This is a genomic window from Streptomyces sp. NPDC107528 (assembly GCF_055639295.1).
Window position 1 is genome coordinate 494503 of record NZ_JBVKAV010000005.1, and the last position, 16094, is coordinate 510596.

Below are 16094 nucleotides of genomic sequence, written 5' to 3' on the forward strand. Positions count from 1 at the left end.
CGGTCACGAGGTGCGGTTGACGCTCCACAGCGGCACGTGTTCGAAGAAGGTGACCGCCTCTTCCCGCCACCGTGTCCGCCAGCCGGCGGCCAACTCGGTGGCCTGCTCCGCACAGCGGCGCATGTCCGCCTGCATCCTGCCCGGCACATCACGGCGCTCCCCGATCTCCCGGACGGCGGCGATGGTCTCCGGCGGGCAGGACGCGTTGCCGAGCGCGGCCTCCACCACGCGACGCTCGGCGTCGTCGCCGGCCGCCAGCAAGACACTGACCGTGTAGCTGTGCTTGCCGTCGCGGATGTCGGTTCCGGTCGGCTTGCCCATGACGGACGCGTCCCCGAACAGATCCAGGTAGTCGTCTCGCATCTGCCCGCAGATCCCCACCAGCCGCGCGTACTCCCGCAGCTCCTTGTCGAAGAGAGCCGGCTGCTCGCCCGCGGCCAGGAGCCCGAGCTGCAGGGGCGCGAGAATCGAGTAGCGGGCTGACTTGTAGTCGGCCACGCAGTGCAGGACCTCAGCGCCCGGCGCGGCTGCGAAGTCGCGTTCCAGGTCGACGATCTGGCCGACGAACGTGTCGGCCGCCGCTCGCGTCTGGACCTCGACCATGGCCTGCCGCACCGCCACAGGCACCTTCGCGTCCAGCAGCACCTGCAGCGACAGGGCGAGGGCGAGGTCCCCCGCGAGCACGGTCAGACCAAGGGCCGCCTGCGGCTGGCCGGGAAACCGCTCACGGTAGGCGTAGTAAGTGGACGGGCCGCCACGGCGGGTGGGGCTGTCGTCGATGAGATCGTCGTGCACCAGGCCGTGGGTCTGCAGCAGCTCGATACTCAGCGCCGCAGCCTCCAGCCCCTCGACCGGCTCGTCCGTCACCAGACGTGCCGCCTCATGCAGCAAAACGACCCGCATCCGCTTCCCGCCCCGTAGGGACAACTCCCGCAGCAACCGCAGGCACTCCGGAGTGAAACGGCTGAACGACGGCGCATCCAGCCCGGCGCCCAACGTGTCGAAGTACTCCTCGAAGAGCGTGTTGAACCAGCGCTCACATCCGGCGACACGATCGAGAACCTGCTCGGTCATCACGAGTTCTTCCTGCTCGGGGTCGGGTGACACCGCTGTAGACGTGCGACGGCTGACGTTTGGTGCCCTGGGGCCCCGGTCGTAGCAGGGGTCAGGAGGTGTACTGGGTGGCCTTGACCGCCAGCCCACGCAGAGCACGATCCGCGGCCGGCGGGAAGCCGGCTCCGTCCAGGACACACAGGACGTGTTCATAGCGGGAAGTGATCATCCGCTCGGTCTCCTCGCGTGCCCCCGTCGCGAACAGGATGCCCCGGATCTCCGCCGCTTCACGCTCTTCCAGGTCGGCCCGGCCCACCAGCCGGTCAAGCCGCGCCCGCTGGACCACGTCAGCATTCTGCAGGCCCAGGGCCAGCAGAACGGTCCGCTTGCCCTCCCGCAGGTCGCTCAGGCCCGGAGCGCATGCGCCGTCCGGGCTTCCGAATACGTCCAGCAGGTCATCCCGGAGTTGGAACGCCTCCCCCAGCGGCAAGCCCAGCCCGGTGAAGACCTCCATCGCGGCCTCGTCGGCCCCGGCGACCGCAGCCCCCAACTGCAGGGGCCGCCCGATAGTCGCAGTGGCGGTCTTGCAGCGGATAATCCGCAAGGCGGCCTCGACGTCGTCAGCGCCACGGCCCGTGCCCATGACGTCCAGGTACTGCCCGTACATCACCTCTTCCAGCATTGCGTCATACAGCCCATGGACCAGCCGCTGCCGGCCGGACTCGATCGGAGCGGTGTGCAGCAGCTCCTGCGCCCACATCAGGGCCAGGTTGCCCACCAGTAACGCGCCGCCCGCACCCAGCCGCTCGGCCCGCTCGCCAGCTCCCAGCCGGGCTCGCATCGCACGGTGGACCGCGGGCCGCCCGCGGCGGCTGGCCGAGTCGTCCATGATGTCGTCGTGGATGAGCGCGAAGGCCACGAACAACTCCAGCGACGCCGCCACCCGAACCGCCGATGTCACATCGCCGTGGCCACCGGCGGCATGCCAGCCCACCACGCACAAAAGCGCCCGGATCCGCTTCCCGCCAGCCGCCAGGAAGTCGCGCACGGTCTGCACCACCTCCGGCGGATGCCCCCGGCCGGCCGCCGCACGAGCCTTCTCGGCCAAGAAGCTCTCAAGCACCGCGTCAACCTGGCGCTGCACCGCGCGCAGATCGATCGCTTGCGCGTCGACCACACCCGACGTCACGACTCACCACTCCCAACCAGGGGAGCCAGCCTCATGGGAACGGACGAGCATGGACGATGGCTGCCCCCTGACTCAGGGTTCTGACGACAGCCGAGGCCGCTGACTGGCCGCGTCACCAATGTGGTCTGCATGATCCGTCCAACGACCCACACCGCTGAAGAGCACGCCAGGCACCTCGCCCAAATCCTCGCGGCGTCCGGCATCGCCGCGAGCAGTACACCGCATCTGCACGGCCCCAGGTACTCCGCCTCCGGCCGCTCGCGGGCCGGTACTGCTGATGACCCTTGCGGCCAAGGGAACCAAGACAGGGGACTCAGATTGAGGTCCCACGCGTTCCCGCGCTTGAAGTAGCGGGACATACTCACCAAGCTCCGCTTGGTGTCACCGTTCGCCTGGCACGGGAAGCCAGCGCCGCTCCAGACGCTCGTGGAAGAGCCGGCCGACCAGAGCCCCGCCGTACACCACGAAACCCACGCCGACCAGCCAGGACTGCAGAGCCAGGACGGTCCCGAACGGACCGTACGTCACCGTGTTCGACGCGATCAGCGGCGAGAAGACGTGCTGGGAGAAGATCCGCAGTCCGAGGAGCCCCAGCGCCGTCGCCGCGGCCCCCGGCACCAGCGCCCGCCAGCGGATGCGGCCGCAGAGCAGCAGCCGCTGCGACCACCAGAAGAAGACGAACGCGCCGACCACGTCGACCCCGGCGACCAGCACCGACATCAGAGCGGACGCCTCCTCGGGGGTGGGCGCGGCGAAGAACAGCAGCAGGGAGCCGGTCAGTACGGCCAGCCAGACGACATGGCGCCACATCGTGTGCCAGCGCGCCGTCGGCAGGGCCCACACCCGCTCGTACCCGGTCTGTACGGCCGCGCCGAAGGTCACACCGAACGCGGCCAGCGCCGCGAGTCCGAGCGCCGTGGTGCGCTGCAGGGCCTGCCCCGGCCGGCCGAACATCCGCTCGACCTCCTCCTGCGACACCTCCGACACACCGAGGCCCTGGACCAGCCACCTGGCGAAGCCCTGACCTCTCGCGAGGTCGGCCGCCGCGACGACGACCAACAACGGCAGCAGCGTGAGGAAGCTCAGCGCCGCGAAGCCCATGGCGCGGTGCATGAGCTCCATCTCGCGCCCTCGGTTCCAGACGATCCCGATCCACGAGCTGAGCACCCACCGGTGGAGCCGAGCGAACCAATGGCCGTGGTGCGGGGCGTGGTCGTCTTCCGGCGCACCGAATCTGAAGGGCATGTGCCGTCGACTACCCGTCCGCCGGGCGTGACCCTACGCGCTTGCCCCCGAACGGGTGTCCCCCCGCCGATCGTCGGCGGCCGCCCAACAACGGGTCGATGGCGATCACCTCGGTATCTCCTCCAGCTACCCGGCTTCACTGGCTTCGTACTGCACCTGCACCGAGACTTCGACGCCGTGACAGCCGGACTCACCCTGAACTGGAGTTCGGGCAGCATCGAGGGTGCCGTGAACCGCATCCAGAAGATCAAGAGGCAGCTCTACGGCCGAGCCGGATTTGAACTGCTCCGCAAAATGATCTTGCTTCAGTAGTTCGCGACGGTGTTGGTCTGTCGCTGGTCGGCACGTTAGAGGTCAGAGTTCGGTCGTCCAGATCCCGACAGGGTGCTCACTCGGCGGCTGCCACAACTGAGGCTGGGAGTCCCGATGCTTCTCCTCAGCCTGCTCTTCCCAATGAAAGCGGCCATCCGCGTCGGGCCAGGCGACTTGCAGCACAGGGAAAGGGGGCCGCCGGCAGAACCCGATGGCCCGCCCGAAGAAGGTTCGGTACCAGCGGAGATCGACCTGCCTGAGCGCGACTTGCTGACCATCGACAACGTCAGGTTGACTCTGGCCGTCAGCCAGGACAGCGTCGGAGGACTTTGTCCCGAGTCTGTTGAGCATGCGGCGCATGGCGTGAATGTCGAGTCCGAACAGGGCGAGTTCAGGCGCTCCGTGAGTGTGTGCGAGGCCGATCGTGTATGCGAAACCAGGACCGATCTCGTCCTCGGGAACCATTACGACGTGCCATCCATGCTGCTGCACATTCTCGATGATCGTCAGATCCATGCGGTCCGCTTCGTCCTGGTCACCGTATTTCATGGCAGAGGACGCAGCGGCACTGGAACGGATCACGAGTCATGTGCAGAGGCTACGAGGTAGGTGTTTGATTCGGGCAGCGGGTTTCTAACGAAACCGTCATCCTCAGTGACCGCTCCCCAAGATCTGTGCCAACCGAGTTTGGGGAGCGTTTGTTCACCACTTCGGACAGCACGGTGCCTTGGCACTGTTCGAAAGGCCGCCAGGGCTACTCCTTGAGTCAGAGACGGAAGGTGCGGCGGTAGGTGTCGGGTGGGACGCCGACGCTGCGGTGGAAGTGGCGGCGCAGGGTGGTGGCGGTGCCCATGCCGGTGGCCGCGGCGATGGTGTCCACGGTGGCGTCGGTGGTCTCCAATAGTTGCTGGGCGTGGCGAATGCGCTGGGTGTGGAGCCATTGCAGTGGCGTGGTGCCGGTGAGGTGCTTGAAGTGGCGGCCGAGGTGGCGGGAGCTCATGCCGGCCTGGCGGGCCAGGTCCTCCACGGTCAGCGGCTGGTCCAGCCGCTCAAGCGCCCAGGGGAAGAGCTCACCCAGGGGGTGGTTGCCTGGAGCAGGGATGGGGGTGGCGATGAACTGGGCCTGGCCGCCGTCGCGGTGGGGTGGGATGACGAGGCGTCGGGCGACCTTGTTGGCGTTGGCCGAGCCGTGGTCGAGGCGGACCAGGTGCAGGCACAGGTCCATGGCGGCGGCCTTGCCCGCGGAGGTGAGGACGTCGCCGTTGTCGGGAACGGCTCACAGAATCGCCGTCTCGCGACCGCTACGACGTCGGCAAAACGGCCAGGCAACCCGCGAGCATCATCGAGCGCGACAGCCTCAGGAGATCAAGGACAAGTTCAGGCTTTGAGCCCTACACCACCGAACATGGCTACCTCGGCGGGCAGAACGGTCTCGCCGTCATCCGATCGCCAGCGGTTGCAGGACACGACGCCCGGATTGAGGAGCTCCAGGCCGTTGAAGAACCCGGCGATGTCGGCCGGCGTGCGCTGGGTCAGTTTCGGCGTGCCGTGCTCGTTCCAGAACGCGACCGCGGCGTCGACGTCCGGCATGTCCGGCCGCGTGATCGTGTGGGAGAGGGCGAGGTGGCTGCCCGCAGGCAGCCGGTCCATCAGGCGACGCACGATGCCGGACGCCTCGTCGTCGTCCTCGATGAAGATGACGACGCCGAGCAGCATCAGCGCCACGGGCTCACTGAAGTCCAGGGTTCGCTCCGCCTGTTCCAGGATGGTGTCGACGTTGCGCAGATCCTCGTCGAGATAGTCGGTGCGGCCCTCTGGCGTGCTGGTCAGCAGGGCTTCGGCGTGGGCCAGCACGATGGGGTCGTTGTCGACGTAGACGATGCGGGATTCCGGGGCGATGCGCTGAGCGACCTCGTGGGTGTTGTCTGCCGTCGGCAGGCCGGTGCCGATGTCGAGGAACTGCCGTATCCCGCGCTCGCCGGCGAGGTATTGTACGGCCCGCCCGAGGAACTGCCGGTCGGCGAGGGCGTAGTCGCCGATGCCCGGGTGCAACGTGCGGATCTGGTCGCCTGCAGCTTGGTCGACGGGGTAGTTGTCCTTACCACCCAGCCAGTAGTTCCAGATCCGGGCCGTGTGCGGCTGGTCGGTCCTGATTCGCTTGTGCGCCTCGGCCGAGGCAGCGGGAATCCTGGTCACGCGATGTCCTCCAGATCAGCCCGATTCAGGGGTCAAGGAGCAACCTAGCGGCAGAAGTTGGGGAGAGTCGCGGCACCCGGGGCACGGTTCGACTCAGGAGGCACGCGGTCTGCTGCTGACCAGGGAGAGTCTCAGCCGCCGGCTGCTCAAATGGCGGTCAGATTGGAAGGTTCCGGCATGAACGGATCGGGCCCATGCGCCGTATTCTTACCCGATCGAGGTGCGCATTTGGTCGAATTCCTCGGTCTTCATGGGGTTTGTGCACACGGGTCGTGAGTACTGCGGCCATGGGGGGATGAGAGGCAACCATGACGGCGGCGAGTAATACGGTGCGTACGGGCACCATGCTTCCGGTGGACGCGGCGCGCTGGGCGATGTGGACCTTCGTCATCGTCAATGTGGTGATCGTCGAGGCGCTGTTCGTCAGCGCCGGTGAGGGCAAGAACGGGGTGCTCACAGTCGCCAAGTTCTTCGGCCTGCACGCGGCCCTGCTGATGCTGTTCCAACTGCTGCTGGTGGCCCGGCTGCCGTGGCTGGACCGCCGTATCGGAATGGACCGGCTCACGGTGTGGCATCGCTGGGTCGGCTTCACCTTGCTGTGGACCGTCCTCACCCACGCCACTTTGGTGGTGCTCGGCTACGCGACTCTCGACGACGCGTCCATGGGGAAGACGTTCGTCGCGCTCAGTGGGGTGCCGGCCTCCCTGCTGGGCATGCTCGCAGCGGCGATCATCGTCGTGATCGCCGCGATCTCCACGCGGGGCCTGCGGCGCCGACTGCAGTACGAGGTCTGGCATGGCCTGCACCTGCTGCTCTACGTGGCCCTGGGCCTGGCGTTCGTCCACCAGTTGCAGGAGACGACGACGTTTACGTCCTCCGCGTTCGCCACGGCCTACTGGTGGATTCTGTGGCTGTTCGCCTTCGGCGCGCTGCTGACCGGGCGGGTCGCCGTGCCGCTGTGGCGCAACGCCTACCACCAGTTCCGCGTCGCTGCCGTAGTGCCGGAGTCGGACAACGTGGTCTCGGTGTACGTGACCGGCCGGCACCTCGACAAACTCCCTGCCCGGGCCGGCCAGTTCTGCGTCTGGAGGTTCCCCGGGCACAACCACTGGTGGCTGGCCAACCCCTTCTCCCTGTCGGCGGCGCCCGGCGGCCAGGGACTGCGCCTCACAGCGAAGGCGGCGGGCAGCGCCAGCGCCGGCCTGCGGGACGTCCCGGTCGGCAGCCGCGCGTTCGTCGAGGGACCGTACGGGGCATTCACCTCCTTGCACCGGACCCGGCCCGGCGTCCTGCTGATCGCCGGAGGCGTGGGGATCACGCCCGTGCGGGCCATGCTGGAGGAACAGACGACCGGCGACGTCGTTGTGCTGTACCGCGTTCGTAGCGAGGCGGATGCCGTGCTGCTCGACGAGGTGCGTCACCTGGTCGCGCTGCGGGGCGGAAGGCTGCAGCTGCTCACCGGCAGAACCGGCGAGGGCGGCGTCCCGCCGTTCGACCCGGGCAGCTTGTACCGGCTGGTCCCCGACATCACCGACCGCGACGTGTACGTCTGCGGCCCGCCGGCCATGACCAGGGCCGTGCTCGGCGGCCTGCGAGACCTGCGGGTCCCCGCGCGACAAGTGCACGCCGAGAGGTTCGGCCTGGCCTGAGTTGGTGGTGGGCCCAACGTCCTTACCCACCCGGGCAACACGAGGGTGCCCCGCAGACCCAACTGACCGCGGCGCGACGATCGCGGCCGACATGTGCCGTGGCTTGGTGGCGAACCTCTGTGCGAACCTGGTCCGGCTGGCTGTGTAATCTCGCTTCCCACATCACAGGGGAGGGATCATGCGAGGTAGAACGGCCAGAACGGCCAGGGGGACCAGAACGGCCTGGGTTTTGGCGAGTGGGGCGGTGGCCCTGACGCTGCTGTCCGCGACGGGGGCCCATGCCGAGGGCAGGGGGGACATCCGGGTCACCAAGACGGTCGTGAACGGTGGGAACAACGTCATTCTCGGCACCTCGGCGCGCGTCACCTATCCGATCGCCATCACGATCCGGGACAACTCCGGAGTGAAGGGCCTGTCGGACGTCAGTGTGTTCAACAAGACGAACGGCTGGGGCTTCAGCGACTGGGTGGACACCCGGTGCGAGAAGAAGAGTTCCACCACGTCGGTGTGCACGGCCACGATGACGATCGCCCCGGCCTGGCTCCCCGGCAGTATGCCCGAGGACGTAAACCGCAGCGCGGGCGTCTGGCAGGTCAACGCCACCGTCAAGGCCAAGGACGGGGACTACTGGATCTCCGACCACATCGCCGAGTTCAAGATGAAGCGCGCTTCCAAGCTCGCGACGAACGCCGGGCCCGAGCCCGTGGCCAAGGGCGCCAAGCTCACCGTCACCGGCAAGCTGTCCCGGGCCAACTGGGAGGACCTGAAGTACCACGGATACGCCAGGCAGGACGTGAAGCTTCAGTTCAAGAAGGCCGGCAGCGCCCACTACAGCACGGTCAAGACCGTGAAGACGGGCGATACCGGGCAGCTCAGCACCAAGGTGACCGCCACCTCGGCGGGAAGCTGGCGCTGGTACTTCCCCGGGACGACGACCACCGCGCGGGTCGTGTCGGCCGGCGACGCGGTAAGTCTGAAGTAGCAGCCACTCAGACGAAGTTCTGCGCCCAGGTCACGTCGCCCGTGCGACGTGGCCTGCGGCTGCTGACCTTCAGCTAGTGCCATGTCAGAGAACGTTTGCCCTGTGTGGCATTCATCGCCAGCCATGGGACGCAGTTCCGACGGGGACACAGACAGCACGCCCGCCAAGTCGCTGCCGCGGACATGCCCTGTCTCCGAGGGCTGCCAGACTGCCGGGCTCGCGCGAGCGTTGCCAGCGACTACGACAGCTTCGCCGAGGCGTATTCGGCCTCGAAGAGACGAGCCTCTTCAACGCCTACCACGAGCGGCCCGCGATGCTGGACCTGGTCGGAGACGTGGCCGGTCGACGAATCGTGGACGGCGGCTGCGGCTCCGGCCTCCTGCCCGCGGTGCCGCGCGACCGGGGCACGATCGTGACCGGCTTCGACTCCAGTGCCGAGATGCTGGAACTGGCCAGGAAGCGGCACGGCGAGGACGCGGTCCTGCACACCGCTGATCTGCGCAGCCCGCTGCCGTTCCCCGACGCGGCGTTCGACGACGTCGTCGCGTCCCTGGTCCTGCACTACCTGGAGCGCAGGGCGGTGAACCGGGCCTCGATGCGGTTGCGCCTGGGGTTGTTGGTCGGGGGGGTAGGCGACCCCGACGTTGTTGGCCGCGGCCCAGTCGCCGACCTGGGTTCCTTCGTCCTGGTCAGGTGCGGGGAGAAGTTGTCGAGCAGGATCGCGACACGGATCTTCGACGGGTAGAGCCGCGCAGATCGGCCTCGGAGAACGGCTCAGGCATACGGCTCCTATCGAGGCGGCGCCACAACTGTGTCGGCCGGTCCAAGAACTCCTAACGGAGGCCCTCAACCTCGTTGAGGCTCGTACGGTGCGTAGCGGCTGCGTGCGAGGATGCTGCTGTGCTGGATGAGATCGACGTGGTGGACTGGGACTCCATACCGGGCCATCCCAACTGGTATGAACCGGATCGGGCCGCCCGTGGTCTACGAGCCCTGGCCGAGGCAGCGAACGTGGTACAGGCGGCGGAGGCGGGCTCGCAGCTCGGCGGGGGCGGGATCGTTCATGGCCACAGTGGCGCGGTGTTCCCAGCGGCTGTGGTTGCGACCCCGTTGCTCCTGGACATCGCCCGGCGGGGCCACTCGGCGGCGCAGGACACCGCGATGGGGCTGCTTGATGAGGCTCTGTCGTGCTATCCGCATGCCGGGTACACGCGGGTGACGGCTCCTGACGGCAGCGCGGTTCCCATCTGCTGTGCCATCGCCCACCATCTGAGGGATCGCGCCGATTTCCTTGTCGGGCGGGGCAAGAGGGGCAAGTCCTTGCTGGCCGACGCGGCCGCGCACTGGCGCTTCGAGATCCGCGAGTGCGTCGCCGACGGCAGCGACACGGCAGCCTTCGGCATCTTGGCCGGCTGTCTCCCCGACGGCGTGCACGCGGCGGAAATGCAGCTCGCTGGAGCCGTCACCATGCTGAGCGAACTCACCCTCGAATATCCGGCCACGGAGGACACTCGCGAAGCATGCCTGCGGGTGATCACCCGGCATCCGAGCGAACTGCCGCCAGGTGCCGTGCTGTTTCCGGCGGAATGCGGGGACCGCGTGCACTGACTGGCTCCAGCGCCTTCAAGGACCAGGTGAGGAACGCTTAATGGATGTCGTCGCGTATCTCCCAGCGGATCCGCAGGCGGCGAAACCGGGCCGGTGAGCGAACGCATGCTCGACGAACCAGCATTGAGTGCCCAGTCCAGTCCAGCCCAGCCCAGAGCCATGAGCGGTGCCGCGTCGTTCGATCACGGGCTTCACACCGAGGTCCCAGACCAACTGGCGGATCCCAGACCCCGGCCAGCGGTACTTGTCGTGGTCGTAGCCACGCGTGCCGCGCACCGGCGGCACTTACTGAAGTACCTGGCGTGCGCGGCGGAGTCGGTCCAGGGGTCGGGGGTGCTCGTGGATGTGGCTGGGGTGGGGTGGGTCGGTTGCCTCGCCAGCGCTTCAGTTGGTGTGGGTGGGCGTGTCGGCGTATGTGCCGTGGAGCATGCCCGTGGCCTGGCCGACTTCGATGAGGTAGCCGTCCGGGTCGCGTAGGTAGCAGCGCAGTTCGGCTTTGCGGTCGATGGGTGGTGTGAGGAATTCGGCGCCTTTGGCACTCCATTCCCGGTGACATGTTTCGATGTCGGCGACGCGGAGGTTGAGGAAGCTGCTCACCGTGGTGGGGTCGGTGGGCGGGCACAGGGTGACATCTGGTTTGTCCGGGGTGGGGCCGCCGCCGGGGTTCATGATGATCCATCCGTTGGCGAGTCTGATGGTGCAGGGGTTTTCCTCGAGCACTACTTCACCGCCGAGGACGTCGGTGTAGAAGGCGCGGGATCGGGCTACGTCGGTCACCGTCAGAAAGTGGGTGAGGAGGAGCCCGGAATCTGGTGCGGGAAAGCCATCACGGTGCATGCAAAACCTCCTGGTGGATCAGACATTTTTCCCATAGTGGTCGATGGGTCTCCGTGAGTGCGGATGAACACGGCCGGAGGTGGGAGCCATCCGTGCGCTCCGCGTTCGTCCCCGCCCCGGCATCCTCCTGTCGAGCCGTCGATCCCGGCCGGCCGCAGGCCCTCGCCGAGATCCACCCGGGCCGGCGTGGTCTTCCGCGCGCTTCTGCATGCCGGCTAGGAAGGCGCCGCAGCTGTCGTGGGGGAGTGCTGTTGGTTGTCACCCTGTCATTTGTCAGGGTCGCTGGTGCCGCTTTGTTTTCTAGGGTTCGAGTGTCTTTCCGGCTCCCGGCGCTGCAGAGGGTCTCCTTCGCAGACAGGAAGAGATTGCATTGATGCGCGTGCCCTTGTCCCGTTCCGTGCTCGCCGCAGGTGCCGCCTTGTGCATGGTCGCTGGCGGCGTGGTCCTTGTCCGGCCCGCGTAGCCGGCACGGGCCCCGGCCCCGGCCGCGGACTGCGGGTGGCGCTGCCGCGCTTGCCCTGACCACCCTCGCTGTCTTGGCCGGCAGCGGCCAGGCGCAGGCCGACGGCGGCTCGTGGGCGGGCTGCCCGTGCGGCGCCGACGGTGCGCTGGCCGAGACGTGCAAGTCCCTCACCGCGGGCTGTCACTTCACGATCGGCGCCCAGGAGGGCTTCTACGTCGACCTCACCCCGATCAATTCGATACTGCTCAGGGAGCACTACCAATGAAGCGCCGCCTTCTAGCCACCTCCGCCGCGCTGCTGCTGATCAGCTGTGCCGCAGCGGGGTCCGCCACCGCCAACGCCCCTGCCGATGCCCGCGTTCGGGCGGACGCTGATGCCGCCGTTGTTGCCCCTGCCGGGCGGGCTGCGCAGGCCGGTCCCGCGTCCGTCCAGGTACCCGACGGCGTCACCGCCGGGGCTGCCGTATTCGACCGGCAGACCGGTACTTTCACCGAGCAGCTCAACCCGAGTCTGCGCTTCCGGTCCGCTTCCGTCGTCAAACTGCTGCTGGCGCTGGACTTCCTGTGGAACCGCGGCCCCGACTACACGGTGCCCGCCGCCGACCGGGCCCGGCTGGAGCCGATGCTCCGCAGCAGCTGGGACGACGCGGCAAATTACTACTGGTCGCAGAACGGCGGCCCGGCGATCATCACCCGTATGGCCGACCGTCTCGGCCTGAAGGACACGGTCGGGCCGCCCGCCGGGTACGACGGTTACTGGGGCTATGCCTCCCTCTCGGCCCGTGACACCGTCACCATCTACCGCTATCTCCTGGACTCGGCGCCGGCACCGGTACGCGACTTCGTCATGGGCAACCTGCGTCAGTCCACCCGCTGCGCCTCGGACGATTTCGACCAGCACTTCGGCATTGCCGGGGCGTTCGAGAAGCCGTGGGCCATCAAGCAGGGCTGGGCGGGGTCGTCGTACGAGGAGGGCACCTGCGGCCCGCCGGGCACTGCCCGCGGGCCGGCGGCCGCGCCGCGTACGGCGGACAGAGCGACCGCGTCATCTGCCCAGGCACAGGCCGACCAGGCCCAAGCCGCCCATGCCCAGGCCGCCAAGGTCGCCAGCGCCGCAAAGGCTCCGGCCCAGCACCAGCAGAACCAGGCTCTCGCTCCCGTTGCCGCGGACGTGGATCTGACCCGGCCTGCGTTGCACAGTACGGGGACGGTGGGTGCGGATGACCGGTTCGTCGTGGCCGTGTTCACGCTCCATCCGGTCGGCACGTCGTACGGGAAGGCGTACACGGACATCGGCCGGCTGACCCGCTCGCTGGATGTTCCGGGTGTGGCGCGGTCTGCCGGGTGGTGGTACGGCACGTGGAGCAGCCATGTGAACGTCCGCCGTGACGCGTCCACACGTAACGCGCCGATCACACAACTGCCCGCCGGGGCCGAGGTGTTGGTGGGATGCCAGGCGCGGGGGGAGGAGGTGCAGGTGCCGCCGTACACCAATGACTGGTGGGCCTATCTGCCTCAGTACGGCGGCTGGGTCTCCAACATCTTCATCAGCTCGCCCGGCAACCGGCTGCCGGACGTCAAGGACTGCTGACCGCGGCGGACCTCAGAGGCTGCTGTCCCGGCGGACGTCAGGGGTTGCTGGGCGCGGCTGCGCGAGGCTTGGGTGGTGCGAAGTCGGCCGTCTCCTCACCGCTCGTAGTCGGCGAGGAAACGGAGCACCTTATCCACGTGCGGCCGTACGCGTTCGGGGACACCGCGCTCCTCGATGACCGTGCGGTCGCTGGTGCGGTAGCCGGCTGCGATAAGCGCGGGCAGGTCCTCGGCGGGCAGTCGGGCCTGTTTGAAGCGCTGGTCGAGCCAGCACACGTACAGGCTCATGGTGTGGATGGCGTCCGGCGGTGACAGGTGCTCCTTGTCGCCGTCGCCGTCGCCATCCACGGCCCAGGCCCGGAACACCGATGGCGTCCACATGGCGATGCCGTGCTCGTCGGTGGCAGGGCGGGCCGCGTTGGCGTCGAAGCCGCTTTCCGCTTTGAGCAGCGCGGCGAGCAGGGCGGGTGTGACCTCGGCGTCGGTGCAGCGTCGGGCGGCACTCACGATGACCGGCCGCAGTGCTTCGGGTACGTCGGCGTCCTGCGGGATCTCCCCGGCGGCCACGACGGGCGTACCGGTGACGACGGCCGGAGTGCCACGCCCGCCACCGCGGTCACCATCCTCGTCATCGTCGCTGCCGAACAGTCCGAACCCGGCGACGGCCACGGCGACGGCGAGCGCCACACCGGCGGCCGGCAGCAGTCGACGCCGGCGGCGACGCCCGCCGGGAAGGTCGTCCATGCGGGCGGCGAGGCCGGCGGCGGTGTGCGGGAGGCGGGTCGCGTGGTCCGGTGCCAGACAGTCACTGATGAGCCGGCGCCAGTCCTCCTCGAGTCCGGCATCCAGACGTAGTGGCGCGCTGCCGCGGGCGTAGGCCTGCGCGGCGAGCGAGCGGGCGCGGGCGGTGGCGCCGGCGAACGGGTGAAGGCCCCCGGTGAGCACCTGATGGGCCAGCACACCGAAGGCCCAGACGTCGGCGGTCGGCCGGACCACCGACCCCTCGGCGCCGGTGCGCTGGGACCACCACTCGGGCGGCAGATGGTCGAGTGTGCCGAGCGGCGGCATGTGGGCGTGGGTGCCGTCGAGTTCGGTCGTTAGGCCGAAGTCGGCGAGCCAGACCTCGCCGCCCGTGCCCAGCAGCACGTTGGCGGGTTTGAGGTCACCGTGCACCCACCCGGCGTCGTGCATGTGGGCAAGCCCGGCAGCAACCCCCCGCAGCATGCCTACCGCGTCGGGGACAGGGCGGCCGGTCTCGGCGGCATCCAGGACTTGGCGCAGGCTGGCCTCGGCACGGTCCATCACGAGCGCGATCGCACCGTCCAGGGCGGGCAGCTCCGGCACGTCGAGGGTGCACACGGCGCGGGTCCGTACGAGATGCGGATGGTCCGCCTCCGTGCTGAACCGCACCTCACGCGCCACCAGTTCTCCGAGCGCGGCACGCTGGCCCGGTGCCAGAGCGCCGGTCGGCAGCACTTTCACCGCCACCGGCGTACCGTCGGCGACCGACCGGGCCTCGTACACGGTGCCCCATCCGCCGGAGCCGATGACCGCGTTCAGCTCCCAGCCCTCGATACGGAATCCCGCCGGCAGCCGCGGCGCGGGCGCCCCCAGCGTGTCCTCCCCGTCCCGCGACGGCCCCAGCGCACCGTTGCCGCCCCCTCCTGTTGCCCCGAGCACGTCCTCTCCGTCCCCTGACGGCAGCGCACCGCCGCCGTCTCCTGATGCCCCCAGCGGACCGCTCTCGTCCCCAGATGCCCCCAGCGCGCCGCCCCCGGCGCCTGACAGGGTCACGCCCCAGCCCCCTGCGCCCCGGCCCGCCTGCGCGCCGGCAACAGCGCGAGATGCTCCTCGCGCACCAGACCGAAACGCAGAGCGAGCAGCGCCAGCCGGGCACGTTTGGCACCGGTACGGCCGTTGCCGTCCGCACCGGGCTCCTCGCCCACGTCCAGGCGCAGCTTCGCAAAGGCCAGATAGTCGATGTGGTAGTTCACCGCGGAACGAGTCAGACCACGGCAGCTGTCCAGCGGACGCAGCCGCTCCGCAATGTCCCCGGCCCCCGGCAGCGCCCCGTCCGACCCTTCACGCAGCCGCGGCTCGCACAACGCCACCAGCACCAGGAAATACTTGGCCGTCACATCGAGCGCGTAGGGAAGCACGGTCTGCTCGCCCGCGCCCGGCACGGACCGCTCGTCCAAGAAGGCGTGCTGCGGGGCGAACACCTTGAACTCCGCGGTCCCGCTCAGCGCCGGCAGCACAACCCGGGAAAACTCGAAAGGCACCGGCGCCCCGAGCCTTCTCGGCGCAACGGTCATGTACTCGCCGGCACCCTCCAGGTTCTCCACCACATACGCGCAGTCAGAGCTGAAGTTCGACAACCGCCAGTAGTCCTCGGCCGCCTCCAGCCGCCCCGCCCGCCGGGAGATCCCGGGATCGGGCAAGACGATCGAGACGTCCTCGCCACCGGGCAGCCCCCGCCCGAAATCGGCCACATCACCCGGCCCCATGTACAGCAGCCCGGGCCCGCCCGCCCCGGCAGCGCCCGGCCGCACCGGACCGGACGGCTGGACAATGATCGTTTCCATGCCGATTCTCCCCCCGAAATGATCGCCAGGACTGCAGGCGGTACCGGTTACCGCCGGCCCGGCGCGATATGTTTGCACCTCACATCGCAACTCCCGGCGACGGATGGTCAGTCCAGCCTCGGTCGGCACGACACCGAGAGCATCACCGGTCACAGCCGCCGCCGCAACCTCCCACACCCACCGCCCGGCCATGGAACCATCCCTCCACAGCTGACCTGCAGAAACGCAAGAGCCTGGGATACCCAGCCCCGCCCGCACCCCGTAAGAGCCCTGCAGCAGCAGGGCGTTGCGCACAGCGGCACGCTCGCGGACGGCGGCCCGAGAGCCCACCGAGCCCGTCAGCAGGAACCACAAGATGCCGATCGTGAACGGCCCTGCAGCCGACA

Annotated in this window: 14 protein-coding genes and 2 pseudogenes; 7 read left to right on the forward strand and 9 right to left on the reverse strand. The window is 68.7% G+C overall.

Annotated features, from left to right (window positions below; all coding sequences use genetic code 11):
* Nucleotides 1-3: 3 nt before the first annotated feature.
* From ACZ7L5_RS19170 to ACZ7L5_RS19180, 3 genes are all read right to left on the reverse strand, one after another.
* A complete protein-coding gene (locus ACZ7L5_RS19170) occupies nucleotides 4-1074 on the reverse strand; it encodes a polyprenyl synthetase family protein (protein WP_471518012.1) in 1071 nt (356 codons plus the stop codon).
* 91 nt (nucleotides 1075-1165) lie between these two features.
* The gene (locus ACZ7L5_RS19175; protein ID WP_471518013.1) at nucleotides 1166-2242 is read right to left on the reverse strand and encodes a polyprenyl synthetase family protein; all 1077 of its coding nucleotides are present in this window, start codon (nucleotides 2240-2242) and stop codon (nucleotides 1166-1168) included.
* Between the two features lie 381 nt (nucleotides 2243-2623).
* Nucleotides 2624-3487 (reverse strand): YhjD/YihY/BrkB family envelope integrity protein, encoded by an 864-nt coding sequence (locus ACZ7L5_RS19180; protein WP_471518014.1) that lies wholly within the window; start codon nucleotides 3485-3487, stop codon nucleotides 2624-2626.
* 153 nt (nucleotides 3488-3640) lie between these two features.
* On the opposite strand from ACZ7L5_RS19180, the pseudogene ACZ7L5_RS19185 reads away from it, so the two are divergent.
* Nucleotides 3641-3799: pseudogene (locus ACZ7L5_RS19185) on the forward strand (ISL3 family transposase); the annotation flags it as partial.
* A gap of 42 nt (nucleotides 3800-3841) precedes the next feature.
* Here the strand turns inward: ACZ7L5_RS19185 and ACZ7L5_RS19190 are convergent.
* The 3 genes and pseudogenes from ACZ7L5_RS19190 to ACZ7L5_RS19200 all read right to left on the reverse strand — a co-directional run bounded on the left by ACZ7L5_RS19190 (nucleotide 3842) and on the right by ACZ7L5_RS19200 (nucleotide 5995).
* Nucleotides 3842-4381 carry a DUF4262 domain-containing protein gene (locus ACZ7L5_RS19190; RefSeq protein WP_471518015.1) on the reverse strand — a complete coding sequence of 180 codons (540 nt, stop codon included), beginning with the start codon at nucleotides 4379-4381 and terminating at the stop codon, nucleotides 3842-3844.
* A 184-nt stretch (nucleotides 4382-4565) separates the two neighbouring features.
* Nucleotides 4566-5066, reverse strand: a pseudogene (locus ACZ7L5_RS19195) (helix-turn-helix domain-containing protein); the annotation flags it as partial.
* Between the two features lie 110 nt (nucleotides 5067-5176).
* On the reverse strand, nucleotides 5177-5995 hold the full coding sequence (locus ACZ7L5_RS19200; protein WP_365064392.1) for an SAM-dependent methyltransferase: 819 nt from the start codon (nucleotides 5993-5995) through the stop codon (nucleotides 5177-5179).
* 308 nt (nucleotides 5996-6303) lie between these two features.
* Between ACZ7L5_RS19200 and ACZ7L5_RS19205 the strand changes: the two genes are divergently transcribed.
* From ACZ7L5_RS19205 to ACZ7L5_RS19220, 4 genes are all read left to right on the forward strand, one after another.
* Nucleotides 6304-7644 carry a ferredoxin reductase family protein gene (locus tag ACZ7L5_RS19205; protein ID WP_471518016.1) on the forward strand — a complete coding sequence of 447 codons (1341 nt, stop codon included), beginning with the start codon at nucleotides 6304-6306 and terminating at the stop codon, nucleotides 7642-7644.
* Between the two features lie 178 nt (nucleotides 7645-7822).
* A complete protein-coding gene (locus ACZ7L5_RS19210) occupies nucleotides 7823-8626 on the forward strand; it encodes a hypothetical protein (protein WP_471518017.1) in 804 nt (267 codons plus the stop codon).
* A 313-nt stretch (nucleotides 8627-8939) separates the two neighbouring features.
* Nucleotides 8940-9371: a class I SAM-dependent DNA methyltransferase gene (locus tag ACZ7L5_RS19215; protein ID WP_471518018.1), complete on the forward strand. Its 432-nt coding sequence runs from the start codon at nucleotides 8940-8942 to the stop codon at nucleotides 9369-9371.
* Nucleotides 9372-9526: 155 nt separating this feature from the next.
* A complete protein-coding gene (locus tag ACZ7L5_RS19220) occupies nucleotides 9527-10234 on the forward strand; it encodes a hypothetical protein (RefSeq protein ID WP_471518019.1) in 708 nt (235 codons plus the stop codon).
* Between the two features lie 384 nt (nucleotides 10235-10618).
* Here the strand turns inward: ACZ7L5_RS19220 and ACZ7L5_RS19225 are convergent, their stop codons facing one another.
* Nucleotides 10619-11071, reverse strand: coding sequence for a VOC family protein (locus tag ACZ7L5_RS19225; protein ID WP_471518020.1), 453 nt, complete (start codon nucleotides 11069-11071; stop codon nucleotides 10619-10621).
* A gap of 536 nt (nucleotides 11072-11607) precedes the next feature.
* Between ACZ7L5_RS19225 and ACZ7L5_RS19230 the strand changes: the two genes are divergently transcribed.
* Together ACZ7L5_RS19230 and ACZ7L5_RS19235 are read left to right on the forward strand one after the other, a co-directional pair.
* On the forward strand, nucleotides 11608-11799 hold the full coding sequence (locus tag ACZ7L5_RS19230; RefSeq protein ID WP_471518021.1) for a hypothetical protein: 192 nt from the start codon (nucleotides 11608-11610) through the stop codon (nucleotides 11797-11799).
* The gene (locus tag ACZ7L5_RS19235) at nucleotides 11796-13124 is read left to right on the forward strand and encodes a hypothetical protein (RefSeq protein ID WP_471518022.1); all 1329 of its coding nucleotides are present in this window, start codon (nucleotides 11796-11798) and stop codon (nucleotides 13122-13124) included. The genes ACZ7L5_RS19230 and ACZ7L5_RS19235 overlap by 4 nt, the downstream gene beginning before the upstream one ends.
* A gap of 95 nt (nucleotides 13125-13219) precedes the next feature.
* Here the strand turns inward: ACZ7L5_RS19235 and ACZ7L5_RS19240 are convergent, their stop codons facing one another.
* Nucleotides 13220-14917: a serine/threonine-protein kinase gene (locus ACZ7L5_RS19240; protein ID WP_471518023.1), complete on the reverse strand. Its 1698-nt coding sequence runs from the start codon at nucleotides 14915-14917 to the stop codon at nucleotides 13220-13222.
* Nucleotides 14914-15708, reverse strand: a complete 795-nt coding sequence (locus tag ACZ7L5_RS19245; protein ID WP_471518024.1) for a serine/threonine protein kinase — start codon at nucleotides 15706-15708, stop codon at nucleotides 14914-14916. The genes ACZ7L5_RS19240 and ACZ7L5_RS19245 overlap by 4 nt, the downstream gene beginning before the upstream one ends.
* Nucleotides 15709-16094: the final 386 nt, after the last annotated feature.

What these genes read in the sequence shown, in the direction of transcription:
- ACZ7L5_RS19225 (WP_471518020.1), bottom strand. Translation starts at nt 11,071, where the DNA reads ATGCACCGTGATGGCTTTCCCGCACCAGATTCCGGGCTCCTCCTCACC.
- ACZ7L5_RS19180 (WP_471518014.1), bottom strand. Translation starts at nt 3,487, where the DNA reads ATGCCCTTCAGATTCGGTGCGCCGGAAGACGACCACGCCCCGCACCAC.
- ACZ7L5_RS19205 (WP_471518016.1), top strand. Translation starts at nt 6,304, where the DNA reads ATGACGGCGGCGAGTAATACGGTGCGTACGGGCACCATGCTTCCGGTG.
- ACZ7L5_RS19235 (WP_471518022.1), top strand. Translation starts at nt 11,796, where the DNA reads ATGAAGCGCCGCCTTCTAGCCACCTCCGCCGCGCTGCTGCTGATCAGC.
- ACZ7L5_RS19245 (WP_471518024.1), bottom strand. Translation starts at nt 15,708, where the DNA reads ATGGAAACGATCATTGTCCAGCCGTCCGGTCCGGTGCGGCCGGGCGCT.
- ACZ7L5_RS19215 (WP_471518018.1), top strand. Translation starts at nt 8,940, where the DNA reads ATGCTGGACCTGGTCGGAGACGTGGCCGGTCGACGAATCGTGGACGGC.
- ACZ7L5_RS19210 (WP_471518017.1), top strand. Translation starts at nt 7,823, where the DNA reads ATGCGAGGTAGAACGGCCAGAACGGCCAGGGGGACCAGAACGGCCTGG.
- ACZ7L5_RS19170 (WP_471518012.1), bottom strand. Translation starts at nt 1,074, where the DNA reads ATGACCGAGCAGGTTCTCGATCGTGTCGCCGGATGTGAGCGCTGGTTC.